General features: G+C 32.6%; 14 protein-coding genes, 1 other RNA gene and 1 pseudogene. 11 read left to right on the forward strand and 5 right to left on the reverse strand.

The annotated features are described in order from the left end of the window. The first annotated feature begins 95 nt into the window (after nucleotides 1-95). The 3 genes from RCH18_RS11390 (at nucleotide 96) to RCH18_RS11400 (ending at nucleotide 2381) form a co-directional block, all read left to right on the forward strand. On the forward strand, nucleotides 96-1031 hold the full coding sequence (locus RCH18_RS11390) for a sulfatase-like hydrolase/transferase (protein WP_326936883.1): 936 nt from the start codon (nucleotides 96-98) through the stop codon (nucleotides 1029-1031). A 2-nt stretch (nucleotides 1032-1033) separates the two neighbouring features. Next, a complete protein-coding gene (locus RCH18_RS11395) occupies nucleotides 1034-1636 on the forward strand; it encodes a sulfatase/phosphatase domain-containing protein (protein ID WP_326936908.1) in 603 nt (200 codons plus the stop codon). 61 nt (nucleotides 1637-1697) lie between these two features. Beyond that, entirely contained in the window at nucleotides 1698-2381 is a 684-nt protein-coding gene (locus RCH18_RS11400) for a sugar-binding protein (RefSeq protein WP_326936884.1), read from the forward strand. Between the two features lie 141 nt (nucleotides 2382-2522). Here RCH18_RS11400 and RCH18_RS11405 read toward each other — a convergent pair whose 3' ends face one another. Continuing rightward, a complete protein-coding gene (locus RCH18_RS11405; protein WP_326936885.1) occupies nucleotides 2523-3212 on the reverse strand; it encodes an SIMPL domain-containing protein in 690 nt (229 codons plus the stop codon). 49 nt (nucleotides 3213-3261) lie between these two features. Beyond that, entirely contained in the window at nucleotides 3262-3900 is a 639-nt protein-coding gene (locus RCH18_RS11410) for a rhomboid family intramembrane serine protease (protein WP_326936886.1), read from the reverse strand. Nucleotides 3901-4015: 115 nt separating this feature from the next. On the opposite strand from RCH18_RS11410, the gene RCH18_RS11415 reads away from it, so the two are divergent. Continuing rightward, the gene (locus RCH18_RS11415) at nucleotides 4016-4885 is read left to right on the forward strand and encodes a lysophospholipid acyltransferase family protein (protein ID WP_326936887.1); all 870 of its coding nucleotides are present in this window, start codon (nucleotides 4016-4018) and stop codon (nucleotides 4883-4885) included. A gap of 474 nt (nucleotides 4886-5359) precedes the next feature. On the opposite strand, the gene RCH18_RS11420 is transcribed toward RCH18_RS11415, so the two are convergent. Both RCH18_RS11420 and glmM read right to left on the reverse strand, forming a co-directional pair. Then, nucleotides 5360-6847, reverse strand: coding sequence for an aminotransferase class V-fold PLP-dependent enzyme (locus RCH18_RS11420; RefSeq protein ID WP_326936888.1), 1488 nt, complete (start codon nucleotides 6845-6847; stop codon nucleotides 5360-5362). Nucleotides 6848-7026: 179 nt separating this feature from the next. Then, nucleotides 7027-8415 (reverse strand): phosphoglucosamine mutase, encoded by a 1389-nt coding sequence (gene glmM / locus RCH18_RS11425; RefSeq protein WP_326936889.1) that lies wholly within the window; start codon nucleotides 8413-8415, stop codon nucleotides 7027-7029. A 117-nt stretch (nucleotides 8416-8532) separates the two neighbouring features. Between glmM and RCH18_RS11430 the strand changes: the two genes are divergently transcribed. From RCH18_RS11430 to RCH18_RS11450, 5 genes and pseudogenes are all read left to right on the forward strand, one after another. Then, nucleotides 8533-9117, forward strand: a complete 585-nt coding sequence (locus RCH18_RS11430; RefSeq protein WP_326936890.1) for an acyl carrier protein phosphodiesterase — start codon at nucleotides 8533-8535, stop codon at nucleotides 9115-9117. Continuing rightward, nucleotides 9114-10799, forward strand: a complete 1686-nt coding sequence (ggt, locus tag RCH18_RS11435) for a gamma-glutamyltransferase (RefSeq protein WP_326936891.1) — start codon at nucleotides 9114-9116, stop codon at nucleotides 10797-10799. The genes RCH18_RS11430 and ggt overlap by 4 nt, the downstream gene beginning before the upstream one ends. 17 nt (nucleotides 10800-10816) lie before the next feature. Continuing rightward, nucleotides 10817-11233: pseudogene (locus RCH18_RS11440) on the forward strand (DNA alkylation repair protein). After that, nucleotides 11227-11484, forward strand: coding sequence for a DNA alkylation repair protein (locus RCH18_RS11445; RefSeq protein ID WP_326936892.1), 258 nt, complete (start codon nucleotides 11227-11229; stop codon nucleotides 11482-11484). Before RCH18_RS11440 ends, RCH18_RS11445 begins: the two are co-directional and overlap by 7 nt. 43 nt (nucleotides 11485-11527) lie before the next feature. Next, complete coding sequence (locus RCH18_RS11450; RefSeq protein WP_326936893.1) at nucleotides 11528-13312, forward strand: chloride channel protein; 1785 nt, start codon at nucleotides 11528-11530, stop codon at nucleotides 13310-13312. Nucleotides 13313-13421: 109 nt separating this feature from the next. Here RCH18_RS11450 and rnpB read toward each other — a convergent pair. After that, an RNA gene (rnpB, locus tag RCH18_RS11455) (RNase P RNA component class A) lies at nucleotides 13422-13749 on the reverse strand. A gap of 120 nt (nucleotides 13750-13869) precedes the next feature. On the opposite strand from rnpB, the gene RCH18_RS11460 reads away from it, so the two are divergent. Together RCH18_RS11460 and RCH18_RS11465 are read left to right on the forward strand one after the other, a co-directional pair. Further along, complete coding sequence (locus RCH18_RS11460; RefSeq protein ID WP_326936894.1) at nucleotides 13870-14163, forward strand: hypothetical protein; 294 nt, start codon at nucleotides 13870-13872, stop codon at nucleotides 14161-14163. Nucleotides 14164-14333: 170 nt separating this feature from the next. Beyond that, nucleotides 14334-15257 carry a glycerophosphodiester phosphodiesterase family protein gene (locus tag RCH18_RS11465; protein WP_326936895.1) on the forward strand — a complete coding sequence of 308 codons (924 nt, stop codon included), beginning with the start codon at nucleotides 14334-14336 and terminating at the stop codon, nucleotides 15255-15257. Nucleotides 15258-15530: the final 273 nt, after the last annotated feature.

Genomic DNA, 15530 nt, shown 5'->3' on the forward strand with positions numbered 1-15530 from the left:
ATAAATAATTCTAATAACAATCATTTTTCAATTAAAATACATTTGATAGTAAAGAGAATAATTATCACAATTTGTAAATTTAAAAAAACTTTTTTATGAAATATTTATTGGCCATATCGTTGGTTCTAACTTTATTTTTAAACCCTGTAATTACAATTGCTCAAGAAAAAAACAAGGACATTCCTAAGCCAAATATTATCATTTTTTTAGTAGATGATATGGGATGGCAAGATACATCAGTACATTTTTATAAAGAAAAAACAAAATGGAATTCGATCTACCATACTCCTAATATGGAAAGATTAGCAAGTGAAGGCATGAAGTTTACCAATGCTTATGCTACAGCTGTTTGTACACCAAGTAGAATAAGTTTACTCACTGGAATGAATCCTATCCATCATAAAGTGACCAATTGGACTTTTAAAAAAAATGAAAGCGAAGAGGGAGATTCTGATTTAGTAACGATTCCAGAATGGAACTTGAATGGTTTAAGTAATGATCCTACTCTCGCAAAATCTATTAATGCTACTCCATTTTCTGCATTATTTCAAAAAAATGGCTATCGCACAATTCATGTTGGCAAAGCACACTTTGGTGCTTACAAAACGGATGGAGAAAACCCTTTGAATTTAGGATTTGATATAAATATTGGCGGTCATGCAGCGGGACAACCTAAAAGTTATTTAGGAATAGAAAATTTTGGTAATAAGGATGGAGTTACTGATGAACGAGCAGTTCCTGGACTAGAAAAATATTGGGGAAAGGACATATTCCTATCCGAAGCATTAACACAGGAAGCCATTTTGAAAATGGACTCAGCTCAAAGTGACAAAAAACCTTTTTTACTTTATATGTCGCATTATGCGATCCATACACCAATTGAAGCTGATAAGCGTTTTATACAAAAATACCTAGATGCCGGTTTGCCATTAATTGAAGCTAAATACGCGTCATTAATTGAAGGAATGGACAAAAGTTTAGGCGATATAATGAATTATTTAGAAGAGAAAGAAATTGATAGAATACAATAATTATATTTTTATCTGATAATGGTGGTTTAAGTGCTCACACTCGAGCAGGAGAATTGCATACCCATAACACACCTTTACGTAGCGGCAAGGGATCGGCTTATGAAGGCGGTATCCGAATTCCATTTATTACAAAATGGCCTGGAATAACAAATAAAAATAGCATAAATGCTAATAATATAATTATTGAAGACCTCTACCCTACACTTCTTGATATGGCTGAAATTACGCCACAGTCAACAATTCAAAATATCGATGGAAAAAGTTTTGTGCCTTTATTAAAACAAAAAACAGTAAAAAACGATTCTTATTTATATTGGCACTATCCTCATGTTTGGGGTCCTGAAGGCCCAGCACTAAAATTATATAGCGCAATAAGGCAAGGCGACTGGAAACTAATCTATTTTCATGAAGATATAAAATTGGAATTATACAACACTAAAACAGACATCGGAGAACAAAATGACGTACTCAAAATATATCCTAAAATGGCAAAAAAATTAGCTAATCAGCTTGGGAAATATTTGCGTGTCGCAAATACAAAAATGCCTATAAATAAAGCAACAGGAAAAATGATTTTATTTCCAGATGATGCATATAAGTTGTAGATTTGGTTTTGTAGTTAAAGTGTATTCATTTGTAATAAAAACGTGATTTCACTTTATTAATATGACTGCAAATAATAAGATAGTACCTATGATGCAAGAAACAAAACAATACGATGTGAAATTTATTGAGTCAAATCAGTTAGAGATTAGTGGTAATGGCGATCATCCGATATGGAAAGAAGCAGCCATGCTCACTGACTTTTCTTCGCCTTGGGATATCGTTGTGCCTTCAAAAATTGAATTCAAAGCATTGTGGGATAATGACAATTTATACTTTTGTTTTACTGTGTATGATACTATGATCCATATCGAAAAAAAGGATGAAAGTATTCAAAGTATTGGAAATTCAGATAGAGTAGAATTATTTTTTAGACCTGATAATTCATTAAATCCATATTATTGCTTAGAAATAGACACTGCTGCTAGAATTATGGATTTTGTTGCGTATCCCAATAAAAATTTCGACTTTGATTGGAATTGGCCACAAGGTCATTTAGAAGTCAAATCATCAATAAATGAGGATAGCTTTACCGTAGAAGGTGCCATTAGTATATCGTCATTAAAAATGCTACATATATTAAATGATAATGTAATTGAAACTGGGATTTTTAGAGCTAAATACAATGAAATAGAAAAATCAATCTTTGAACCCACGTGGATCTCATGGGTCAACCCGAATACAGAAGAACCTAATTTTCATATCGCATCTTCTTTTGGAATGTTACAATTAATAGATAATAACTAATTTCTATAAAATAAAAACACTTTGCAAAATTTTACATTGAAATTCTGCAAAGTGTTTTAGTGAAAATTTTATTTAGAAACGTTGACCTACTAATTTAGATAAAATTTAGCCTCTGTTTAAAATGTGACTTATATTATTTTTTTATTCTAAAATAAAACTAACGGTAACATTTGCAATAATATTAATTTCTCCCATTGCGAGCGTCTCTCTTGGAGCATTCATATCACTACTTTCCATTAATTTCATAGAGGCATATCGTGGTTGCGGATAGTAATTTTGCGAGTTATCCGCTATTGTAATTGCACGACCCACTTTCTGACCTAAAACTGATACATAATCTTCTGCTTTTAATTTAGCTCCTTTGATAGCTAATTTTCTAGCTTCTGATTGATATTGCGCTAATTTTGATGATTCAAAAGTTACATTATCAATTCTATTAATTCCTGCATCTACTAAACCCTCCATTAACTGATCATAAACAGACAAATCTCTTAAAATAATTTCTATTGTTTGAGTGGCATTGTAATTATGCTTCTTTTTTTCATAATCATATTGTGGATTTAGAGCTACACGCTGTGTTTTAAAATCGGCTGTTGCCAAATTCATTTTTTTTATAAATTTCAATACAGCTTCAATTTTAGTATCATTTTGTCTTTTTACATCTTTTACGTTGTTGCCTTTAGTTTCAACTGTGACAACTATTGTAGCTTCATCAGGGATAACTTTTATTTTTCCTTCACCACTTACACTAATTTGAGGAATTTGTTTTACCTCTTGGCCGTAAGACATTGTCATAAATAAGACGGACATAATAAATAATGCTTTTTTCATAATTTTAAATTTTATTGTTTGTGGCTATCCGTTTTCAAAAGTTATGCCACTATAGTTTTCCTAATTTCTGAAGTACAAAAAGTATAATTATTGGAATCGCTAATAAAACTACCATCAACGTATGATCTACTAAAAGAGATGGCTCTTTTATTAAAGTAATTAAGTAGCCTCCTACTGCTCCTCCAAAATGTGCGGTATGCCCGATATTATCATTCTTAGCTCTCATACCATAAATAGAATATAATAAATATAAAATTCCAAAAAGATAAGCTGGCATTGGTATTATAAAAAAGATTCCTAGCATCATATCAGGTTGTAATAAAATAGCGGAGTATAACACTCCTGTTACAGCTCCCGAAGCACCAACTGCTCGATAACCATAATCGTCTTTATGAAATGCCATTGTGAGTAAATTTCCAAATATCAAGCTTCCAAAGTATATTAATATAAACGAGAAACCGCCCATTAAATTAATGACCACTGGCGCAAAAAACCAAAGTGTCAACATATTAAAAATTAAATGCGTCATATCAACATGTAAAAATCCTGAAGAGAGCATTCTCACTTGCTCTCCTGAGCGGATACTTCCAACGTGAAATTCATACTTTCTAAAAAATGAAAGATCATTAAAACCTTTATAACTAAGTAAAACATTAGCAAGAATTATTACTATTAATAGGGTATTCATAAAGTGTGTTTATTGTGAATTGTAAAGATAGTAATTCTGTAGTGCTACCACGGTAACTACTCGATATTAATAGCAATCTATATTTTTACCTTATCTTTGCAAAAAATAATACAGCATGCAATTTCTTGTTTTCATAATAGCATTTCCCATTTTGTGGCTTATCTCTATTCTTCCTTTTCGGATATTTTATTTTCTATCTGATCTAATTTATATTTTTGTCTATTATGTTATTGGCTATAGAAAAAAAACAGTAAGAGCTAATTTGGCTTTGGCTTTGCCAAACCTTAACGACAAAGAACGACTTGAAATTGAGAAAAAGTCATATCATCATCTTTGCGATATGTTTTTAGAAATGATCAAAACAATGACTATTTCCTCCGAAGAAATGAACAAAAGATTTACGATTACAAATTTAGAAGTAATTAAAGAATACGAAAAAAAAGGAAAAAGCATCATGCTCATTGCGTCTCATTATGCTAGTTGGGAATGGTTAATTACACTAAACCAAAAAATTTCCTTAAAAGGAGTTGCTGTTTATAAAAAATTAGCAAACAAATATTTTGATAAGTTAGTTCGAGATATTCGATCAAAATACAATACTGAACTAGTTCCTACAAGTGTAACAATACCCTTAATTTCACAGAATCAAAAAGACAATATTCTTTGCGTTTACGGATTAGCAAGCGATCAATCACCAAAAGCAGATCGAATATTTCATTGGGAAAGTTTTATGGGTGTGGAAGTGCCCGTTCATACTGGCCCAGAAATGTTAGCAAAAAAATATGATATGACTGTCGTTTTTGCAAAAGTAAAAAAGGTAAAAAGAGGCTATTATGAGCTCACCATAGTTCCACTCAGTGATGATCCAAACTCAGTTCCAAATTTTGATATTACATCCGCTTATATAAAAGAAGTAGAAAACCAAATACTAGAAGCTCCTGAATTTTATTTTTGGACACATAAGAGATGGAAGCATAGAAGGTAGATTTAATGAATCGTGATTCGTGAATCGTAATTCGTGATTCGTGAATCGTAATTCGTGATTGGTGAATCGTGATTGGAGATTAGAGCTTAATAATAGAACATTTATTCATAGATTATCTCAATTTTTAATAAGTTGAGAATATAGTTTGGTTAATCTTGTAGAGTAAATGTTAATTACCTATCTGATCTTTATAGATTGCTATCACTGCTATTACTTCTTTCTTTTAGCATAAATTCGAAATGATCTTAAAAATAAAACTTAAATGACTTATATGCTACCAAAAAACGATACTACTCATCTAAATATTTACGTGCATTTATTTTATCCATACATTTACTAAAGCGAAAATTACTTCTTACTATTTTAGCACATTCAAAATGATCTTTAAAATAAAACTTAAATGACTTATATGTTAACAAAAAACGATATTACTCATCTAAATATTTAAGTGCATTTATTTTATCTTTTTTTTCGCTAAAGTGAAAACCAGTTTTTAACTAAATCTTCCTCTAGTGGTTTAGCGTTTTTATGTACAAATTCATTGGTGATTCCATTATAATGATAATCCCTTTCCCAATCTTTGTAATTTGCTGCTAATGCTTTTATGCTTTCGCATACAAACTCAATTTCGTCACTGGTGGTGGTAGGATGTATTGACATTCTGATCCAACCTGGTTTTCTAATTAAATCTCCAAGAGTTATTTCGTCAATTAGTTTATTTGAAGTTTCTTGATCTACATGCAGTAAAAAGTGACCATAAGTTCCAGCGCAACTGCATCCGCCACGTGTTTGAATTCCGAACTTATCGTTTAGTAATTTAACACCCAAATTAAAATGTAAATCGTCAATAAAAAACGAAATTACTCCTAATCTTTCTTGGTGTTGGGTTGCTAAAATCTTAATATTTGGAACATATTCTAATTGCGAAAAGATGTATTCTACAATTTCATGTTCTCTATTTAATATATTGTCAATTCCCATCTGGTCCTTTAGCTGAACAGCTAATGCCGTTTTAATTACCTGCAAGAATCCCGGAGTTCCACCATCTTCTCTATCTTCGATATTGTCAATATATTTATGTTCACCCCAAGGATTTGTCCAACTTACTGTTCCACCACCTGGATTGTCAGGTACTAAATTTTGATATAATTTTTTATTAAAAACTAAAACACCTGATGTTCCTGGACCACCAAGGAATTTATGAGGCGAAAAGAAAATAGCATCTAAGTAACTTTCTGAATCTTCGGGATGCATATCAATTTTGACATAAGGCCCTGAACAAGCAAAATCTACAAAACAAAGTCCGTTATGCTGATGCATCATCTTTGCAACCTGATGATACGGGGTTTTTATACCAGTTACATTAGAACAAGAAGTGATTGATGCAATTTTAAAAGGTCTCTCTTTGTATTGATCTAATAATAATTCCAGATTTCTAATGCAAAATAATCCATCTTCATCAGAAGGAATCACTATAACATCAGCAATTGTTTCTAACCATGAAGTTTGATTGGAGTGGTGTTCCATGTGCGAAATAAAAACTACTGGTTTCTTTTCTGCTGGAATAGTAATAAAGCTTTTGAGATTTTCTGGTACTTTTAAACCTAATATACGTTGAAATTTATTAACTACACCTGTCATTCCAGTTCCATCTGTAATCAAGACATCATCGGCATTTGCATTGACATGGGTTTTAATAATCTTTCTTGCTTGATGATATGCTTTAGTCATCGCTGTTCCAGAAATAGTAGTTTCGGTATGCGTGTTGGCCACAAAAGGGCCAAATTCGTTCATCAATTTTTCCTCAATCGGACGATATAAACGACCACTTGCAGTCCAATCAGTATAAATAATTTGTTTTTTGCCGTAAGGCGACTCAAACTCTTGATCTATCCCGATTATATTTTCTCGAAACTGTTGAAAATATAATTCTAATGCTGTGGGTGCCGTTTTAGTAATCATTTTATATCTAATTAGTAGTCAAAGATATTAATTTTAATCAAATAGCCATTTTGAACTTTTGTTAATATTAATAATCAGTAAAAACTTCTATTATAAATCGCTATAATTAAATTCTTTTTTAGAAAAAAACCCTCTTAAATAAAATTTTAAGAGGGTTAGAACTATATTATTTACAGCTATTAAATCCCTGCAATTACTTTAATTTCAGTAATAATTCGCTCAGCAAGTGCGTCCGCTTTTTCTTGCGAAGCTGCTTCAGTATATATACGTATAATAGGTTCAGTATTCGATTTTCTAAGATGAACCCAATTTTCAGCAAAATCAATTTTCACCCCATCAATTGTTGTGATATCTTCTTCTTTATATTTCTCAGTCATAGCCACAAGAATAGCATCAACATCAATTTGAGGAGTCAATTCTATTTTGTTTTTACTCATATAATACTCAGGATAAGAAGCACGTAGCTCTGAAATTTTCATTTTTTTGTTAGCCAAATGAGTCAAAAACAACGCCACTCCCACTAAACTATCTCTTCCATAATGTAATTCAGGATAAATAATTCCGCCGTTACCTTCACCTCCAATTATCGCATTGTTCTTTTTCATTAATTTAACCACATTTACTTCACCTACTGCGCTTGCTTCGTAATTTCCAAGATGCATTTTCGTTACATCGCGTAAAGCACGTGAAGAAGACATATTTGAAACCGCATTACCAGGTGTTTTACTTAGCACATAATCAGCACAAGCAACTAAAGTATATTCTTCACCAAACATTTCACCGTCTTCACAAATAAAAGCCAAACGATCTACGTCAGGATCCACTACAATTCCCAGATCAGCTTTTTCTTTGACCACTAATTCTGAAATATCAGTCAAATGCTCTTTTAAGGGCTCTGGATTATGCGGGAAATGTCCGTTTGGTTCACAGTATAATTCCACAACTTCAACACCCATTAATTTTAATAATCTAGGAATAATAATCCCACCTGATGAATTGACACCATCTACAACGATTTTAAACTTAGCTGCTTTTACAGCTTCGATATCAACTAAAGCCAAGTTCAAAACTTCATCAATATGGATGTCCATATAAGCATCATTAATCGTGATCTCACCAAGATCATCAACATCTGAAAAATCAAAAGCTTCAGCATCAGCAATTTCAAGTATTTTCATTCCTTCTTCTCCATCTAGAAATTCCCCTTTTTCATTTAATAACTTTAAGGCGTTCCATTGCTTTGGATTATGAGAAGCAGTCAAAATAATTCCACCATCAGCATTTTCAAGTGGGACAGCAACTTCAACTGTAGGCGTTGTCGAAAGACCTAAATCAATAACATCAATTCCTAAACCTATTAATGTGTTGACTACTAAATTATGTATCATAGGCCCAGAGATACGAGCATCTCGACCCACAACTACTGTTAATTTTTCTTTTCCACTATATTCTTTTAACCAAGTCCCATAGGCAGAAGCAAACTTTACGGCGTCAACGGGTGTTAAATTGTCACCTACTTTTCCACCTATTGTTCCGCGTATTCCCGATATTGATTTAATTAAAGTCATTTTATTTGATTTATGAGTTGCCGTTGTTTTAGTAATTGTTCACAAATATAATACTTGAGGATTTATAAAACTCATACGAAATTAAAAAAGTAGGATTAAAATTCTTATTTTAGACGAATGAATTTTCTAGCACATATCTATCTTTCTGGCGACAATGAATTACTTAAAATTGGCAATTTTATGGCCGACGGAATTCGAGGAAAACAATTTGAAAATTATCCTATCGAAATTCAAAAAGGGATTATTTTACATCGTGCTATTGACACCTTCACTGATGCACATCCAATATTTAGACAAAGCACAAAACGCCTTCATGCAAATTATCATCATTATTCAGGCGTAATTGTCGATATCTTATACGATCATTTCTTAGCTAAAAACTGGCATAACTATTCTAAAGTGAAACTCGAAGATTATGTGAATCATTTTTATCAATCGCTAGAAGATAATAAAAACATCTTGTCAGAAAGAACAATTTCAATCATGCCCATATTAATGAGGGAAAATTGGTTAGTTTGTTACCGCACTATTGAGGGAATCAAGCACATTTTGACGCAAATGGATCAACGAACCAAAAATCAGTCTAAAATGCGTTTTGCTACTAATGAACTCACTGAATTTTACGTTGAGTTTGAAAAAGAATTCACCGAATTTTTTAATGATTTACTATTATTTACAAATAAAAAAATGACAACATTATGAATAAAATTGTACTTCTGATTGCTATAGCTTTTTTAAGCTGTAAGTCTAATGAGAAATTAGTGGAACCCACAGGATTAGTAACTACTAAAGCAATGGTTGTTTCTGCTCGCGAAGAGGCATCGCAAATAGGAATTGAAATCATGAAGCAAGGAGGAAACGCCTTTGATGCTATGATTGCTACAGAATTGGCACTCGCTGTTGCACATCCTCAAGCAGGAAATATTGGAGGCGGAGGATTTATGGTTTATCGCAAAGCCAATGGTGAAACGGGCTCTATTGATTACAGAGAAAAAGCGCCAATGGCTGCAACTAAAGATATGTTTTTAGACAAAGATGGAAAGGTTATAAAAGGAAAAAGCACTGAAACAGCATTGGCATCCGGAATTCCTGGAACCATAGCTGGAATTTTTGAAGTCCACAAAAAATTTGGCTCTTTGCCAATGGCCGAAATTTTAAAACCAGTGATAGCTCTTGCAGAAAGAGGTGTTATTGTCACTAAGATTCAAGCAGCAAGTCTTAAAAACAATAGAGAAACATTTATAAAAAGAAATGGAGTAAAGAGCTTGTTTTCACAAGTTTATAAAGAAAATGATACCATAAAATATACAGCGCTCGCCGCTACATTAAAAAGAATTGCTATTAACGGGAAACAAGAATTTTATAGCGGGGAAACTGCTCAAAAACTAGTTGCTTTTTTAGAGGCTAAAGATGGTAACGCCACAATTGAAGATTTTAATAAATATCAAGCAAAGTGGCGTACACCTATTACTTTTAAATACAAAAAACTCAAAATTACTTCAATGGCACCGCCTAGTAGCGGCGGAATTTGCTTGAATCAAATCATGAAAATGATTGAACCTTACAATCTCGCTCAGATGGGGCATAACAGCCTTAAAGCGATTCAAGTGATTACAGAGGCAGAACGAAGAGCATACGCCGATAGGAATTATTATTTAGGTGATCCTGACTTCATAAAAATTCCAGTTCAAGAACTAGTTAGCCCGTCCTATTTAGAAAAACGAATGAAGGATTTTTCTTTTGATAAAGCAACTAAATCAACTGCTATTGCTCGTGGTGAAGTAAAAGGATATGAGAGCGATCAAACTACTCACTATTCTATTGTGGATGCAGATGGAAATGCCGTTTCAGCTACTACAACTTTAAATGATAACTACGGTTCAAAAATATATTGTGATGAGTTGGGTTTCTTTTTAAATAATCAAATGGACGATTTTAGCGCTAAAGCTGGTGTACCTAATTTGTATGGATTAACAGGAAGTGAGGCAAATAGTATCGCTCCTGAGAAAAGAATGTTAAGTTCTATGACACCTACTATTGTCGAGAAAAACGGAAAACTCTTTATGATAGTAGGAACGCCTGGAGGTTCTACCATAATTACTTCGGTATTGCAAACAATACTTAATGTATACGAATTTGGTATGTCAATGCAACAAGCAGTTGATGCGCCTCGTTTTCATCATCAATGGTTACCAGACGAAATAACTGTTGAACCTAAATCATTTTCAAAAACACTAATGGAAGATTTACAGAACAAATCTTATTTTGTCAATGAAAAAGACAAAGAAATTATTGGTCAAGTGGATGCCATCCTAGTTTTACCCAATGGAAAATTAGAAGGTGGAGCTGATAGAAGAGGTGATAATAAAGCTGTAGGTTTCTAATGAAATAGTAACATTTTATGGGTTTCGTCACTAAATTAGAAACAGCTTTACTAAACAATAAAAATCTTGAAGAAACATTTGCCATGGCAAAATATATGCGGAATAAGTTTACCTATCTCGGCATAAAAGCAGATAAAAGAAAACAAATTTTAAAAGAGAATTGGAATAACCACAAAAAAGAAGTTGAAACAAATGCAAGAGCGATTGCACGGCAATTATATTTAAAAAAGGAACGAGAGTTTCATTATTGTGCTATCGAAATACTAATAAAACAGCTAAAAGGATAATATATAAAAAGAGATTTTGAACTTATTGAAAAGTTAATACTTACTAATTCATGGTGGGACAGCATAGATAGTATCTTCAAAAATATACTAGGTGATTATTTATTGGAGTTCCCATTAGAAACAGCAGTGTTGGTGACAAGATGTTAAATTCAGACAATATGTGGTTCAATCGAGCTGTGATACTATTTCAGTTAGGATATAAGGAAAAAACAGATGCAGAATTATTATTTTTTCACTGTCTACAGCATAGAATTTCAGAGGAGTTTTTTATTCAAAAAGCAATTGGATGGGCATTACGGGAATTTGGAAAAACAAATCCTACATTAGTAAAGATATTTGTTGTCAATAGTAATTTAAAGCCATTAAGTTCAAAAGAAGCTTTGAAATATATTTCTTGAACATAAAATAATAGTAATTTTGCAATCCCTCTAAAAAATTATAATGTTCAAAAAATACTTTTCTAAATTACATATTATAATTGCAATTGCACAATCGCTGCTAACTCCGAAACAATTTATATTTCTCTCGGCAGTATTAGTTGGCATCTCTTCTGCACTAGCGGTTATTGTATTAAAAACTTTTGCACACTGGGTTTTTTTACTTGCCACTTATATAAATGGAATTTTAAAACTTGGATTTATCAATAGTATTCTTCCTATAATTGGAATTATGCTAACCGTTTTTGTTGTAAAAAGAGTTTTAGGCGGAACCATTCAAAAAGGAACATCACAAATATTATATGCTGTTGCAAAAAAAGCCAGTATTATTCCGCAAAAACAAATGTATGCTCAAATTGTTACGAGCTCACTTACAGTAGGTTTAGGAGGTTCAGCGGGTTTAGAAAGCCCTATTGTAGTAACTGGAGCAGCATTTGGTTCCAATTATGCACAGAAATACAAATTGAGTTATAAGGATCGTACGTTACTTATAGGTTGTGGAGTTTCAGCGGGAATAGCTGCCGCTTTTAATGCCCCAATTGCCGGGGTTTTATTTGCCGTCGAGGTACTTCTTGTTGATGTAAGCATAGCTGCATTTACTCCTATAATGATTGCCGCAGCCACTGGCGCATTAGTATCAGTTATTGCATTAGATGAGACTATTTTATTGTCATTTAGGCAACAACAAAATTTTGATTATCACAATATTATATTTTATATCCTACTAGGCTTGTTCACTGGTTTTATATCTATTTATTATTCTCGTAATTTCCAAAAAGTAGAACATTATTTTAATCAATTAAAGATATCACCTTACAAAAAGGCGCTGTATGGATCATCTGTATTAGCGGTTCTTATCTTTATCTTTCCCACACTTTTTGGTGAAGGATATGAAAGCATAAAAACATTATCTGATAGTGATCCGGGAAAATTATTAGAAAACACTTTATTTAGCAGTTTTCGCGATAATAGCTGGGCACTTTTATTATTTGTAGGTTGTACCATGATGGTCAAAGTATTTGCTACTGGAATTACATTAGGAAGCGGTGGAAATGGTGGGAATTTTGCTCCATCATTATTTCTAGGTTCCTATGTAGGATTCTTTTTTTCTAAGTTTATAAATTTAATTGGATTAGGAAACTTACCCGTGAGCAATTTCACATTAGTGGGAATGGCAGGCATATTAAGTGGATTGTTTCATGCGCCACTAACCGCAATTTTCTTAATTGCAGAAATTACGGGGGGCTACAGCTTAATGATTCCACTTATGATCGTCTCCTCTATTAGTTTTGCTATTTCTCGTCGATTTGAGAAACATTCGATGGATCTCAAAAATCTAGCTCAAAAAGGACACGCTTTTACAAGTAACAAGGATACTAATGTTCTTTCTACATTAGATACAAATGCAATTATACAAACTGACTTCCTAACTATTACAGCTGATGAAAATCTTGAAAAATTAGTTGATTTAATATCTCATTCTAACCAAGTAATATTTGCTGTCGTGGATGAGGACAATCGATTACTAGGCATCGTTCATTTTAATACGATTCGGGAAATAATTTTTAATACTTATAGAGTAAAGTACACCAAGGTCAAAGATATAATGATGGCGTTAGCAGAAATTGTTACACCCGATGAAAGTATGGAAAGCGTAATGAACAAGTTTGAAAAGTCTAAAGTTGCTTTTTTGCCAGTAGTTAAAAATGGTCAATATTACGGATTCATATCAAAGTCAGTTGCGCTAGAGACGTATAGAACAAAGTTAAAATCGATGACAATAGACTAAATTCTAATGCTCATTTTTAATTAAGGCTTCTATAATTTACCAATCATTGAAATAGTTGTTTTACTATTTAATTTTCAAAAATATAAAATAAAGAAAACTTAAATTTTAAAAAAAATACAGACCTATAAGCCGGATTCTGTTCTCGTCATGAAGACGATACCTCATCATTTATCTAGATCACGCATTACTACGTGACTCAAGCTATCTACCCTTCAGCAACGGACGAGAAGCCCTTAGATACTGATATACTTGATATTTCACCGCATAGAGTTTACCTGGTTTCACTACAGCATTACCTGTACATACTTTCTGTTGCACTTGTCCTAATCCATCTTGAAATAAATCAAAATAAACCGACGGGTGTTACCCGCTATGCTTCCCTATGGTGTCCGGACTTTCCTCCACGCTTTAAGCGTGGCGATAAGGCGGTCTGTGCTGCAAACTTACGTTATTTTTAATATTTATAATTCTATTAAACCCTTTTAGTTTAAATGAACTTGTTATTCATTTCGTTATTAATTCTTTATCTTTAGTGACTAATATTAAAAAATAGCAACATGGCCTGTATTTATCATTATTGTAGTGTTTATGAAGCTTTAGCAGATCTAAAAGAAAAAGGATACACCTACGACTTTAATATTCATGATGAGGAAATAAAACAAAATCCCGATAATTTTGAAATAGAACATATTTATAGATATGAGGGTGAAAGTAATCCAGCTGATGAAGCTGCTGTATATGGTATAAAATCTATTGAGGGTTTGCGTGGCGTTTTTGTCACTGGTTTTTCAGCAAATTCGCAAAGCGATACAGCACAAATTCTTATTGATATAACGATACAAGGCAGATAAAAATGTAAATCCTTTAAGGATTTATTTAATTGCGATCATTAAATATTGATAATGCAACTGGAATAATTACTTGATCGTAATTAATATCTAATACATTCAAACTATAATTTAACATTTTGATTACTTCGACGTACTATATATTTCTCTTTATTTGCACAAAAAATAAAATGATGTCCACTATTAAAATTTACTTATTGTTTTTAATTGCTTTATGTTGCAATCTTACTTTTGCACAAACTGCCAGTTATCACATTTCATTCCCCAATACTAAACAATTTCACAAGTTTGTAAACTATTCTAAGTATAGTTACCCTTTAGTAAGTGCTCATAGAGGTGGACCAATGAAAGGATTTCCTGAAAATAGTACGGCAACCTTTGCTAATACCATCAAATATATTCCTGCCATCATCGAGACTGATATTGCTATGAGTAAAGATTCCGTTCTTGTGATGATGCATGACAATACATTAAATAGAACTACAACTGGAACCGGTAAAATAGGTGACTACACTTATAAAGAATTGCAAGAACTATTTCTGAAAGATACGGAGGGAACTGTAACTCCATTCAAAATTGAAACATTAGACCAAGTTTTGCAGTGGGGAAAAGATAAAGTAATCTATACCTTGGATATTAAGCGTGGGGTTCCAATGAAAATGATTGTTGATGCTGTAAGAAAAAATAAAGCAGAGCGAAATGCTATAATTATAACTTATAATGCTAACCAAGCAGCCGAAGTTTCAAAGCTGGCACCTGATTTATTAATTTCAGTATCAGCACGTGGAAAGGAAGATATAGAACGTATGGAAGCAATGGGCGTGAAAGCAGAAAACATGGTTGCATTTGTTGGAACAAGCGAACCAAAAAAAGAGACTTATCAGTATTTATCAAGTCGAAAAATACCTGCTATTTTAGGAACTATGGGAAATCTTGACAAAAGCGCTATTGCTAGAGATGACACTATCTACTATAAACTAATTGAAAATGGGGCAATTATGCTTTCCTCAGATCGACCTGTAGAAGCAGGAAAACAATTAGCAAAGTACGTTTTAGACAAGAAGCTAAAATCGAAATACATAAAATTAGTTAAATAAAGTAGGAGACAAAGTTAAGTTTAAACCTTGACTTTGTCGTCCTCTCACACCACCGTATGTACTTACGTGTACGGCGGTTTCCTTAAAGTGGTTTACAAAATAACTTCTGATTATTAGATGTTAGACTATAAAAACCTTGTTCTAAAAACCAGTTATTAGTCATACCTATATTTGGTGCAGGACTGTTAGACAATCGCCACCACCCTTTTCCGCTTAATGTCAGTCGCCAACATAAAGTCTTTTCTACTTTTAGCTTTTGCAAAAATCTGACTA

Source organism: Flavobacterium sp. PL11 (assembly GCF_035985025.1).
GTDB lineage: Bacteria > Bacteroidota > Bacteroidia > Flavobacteriales > Flavobacteriaceae > Flavobacterium.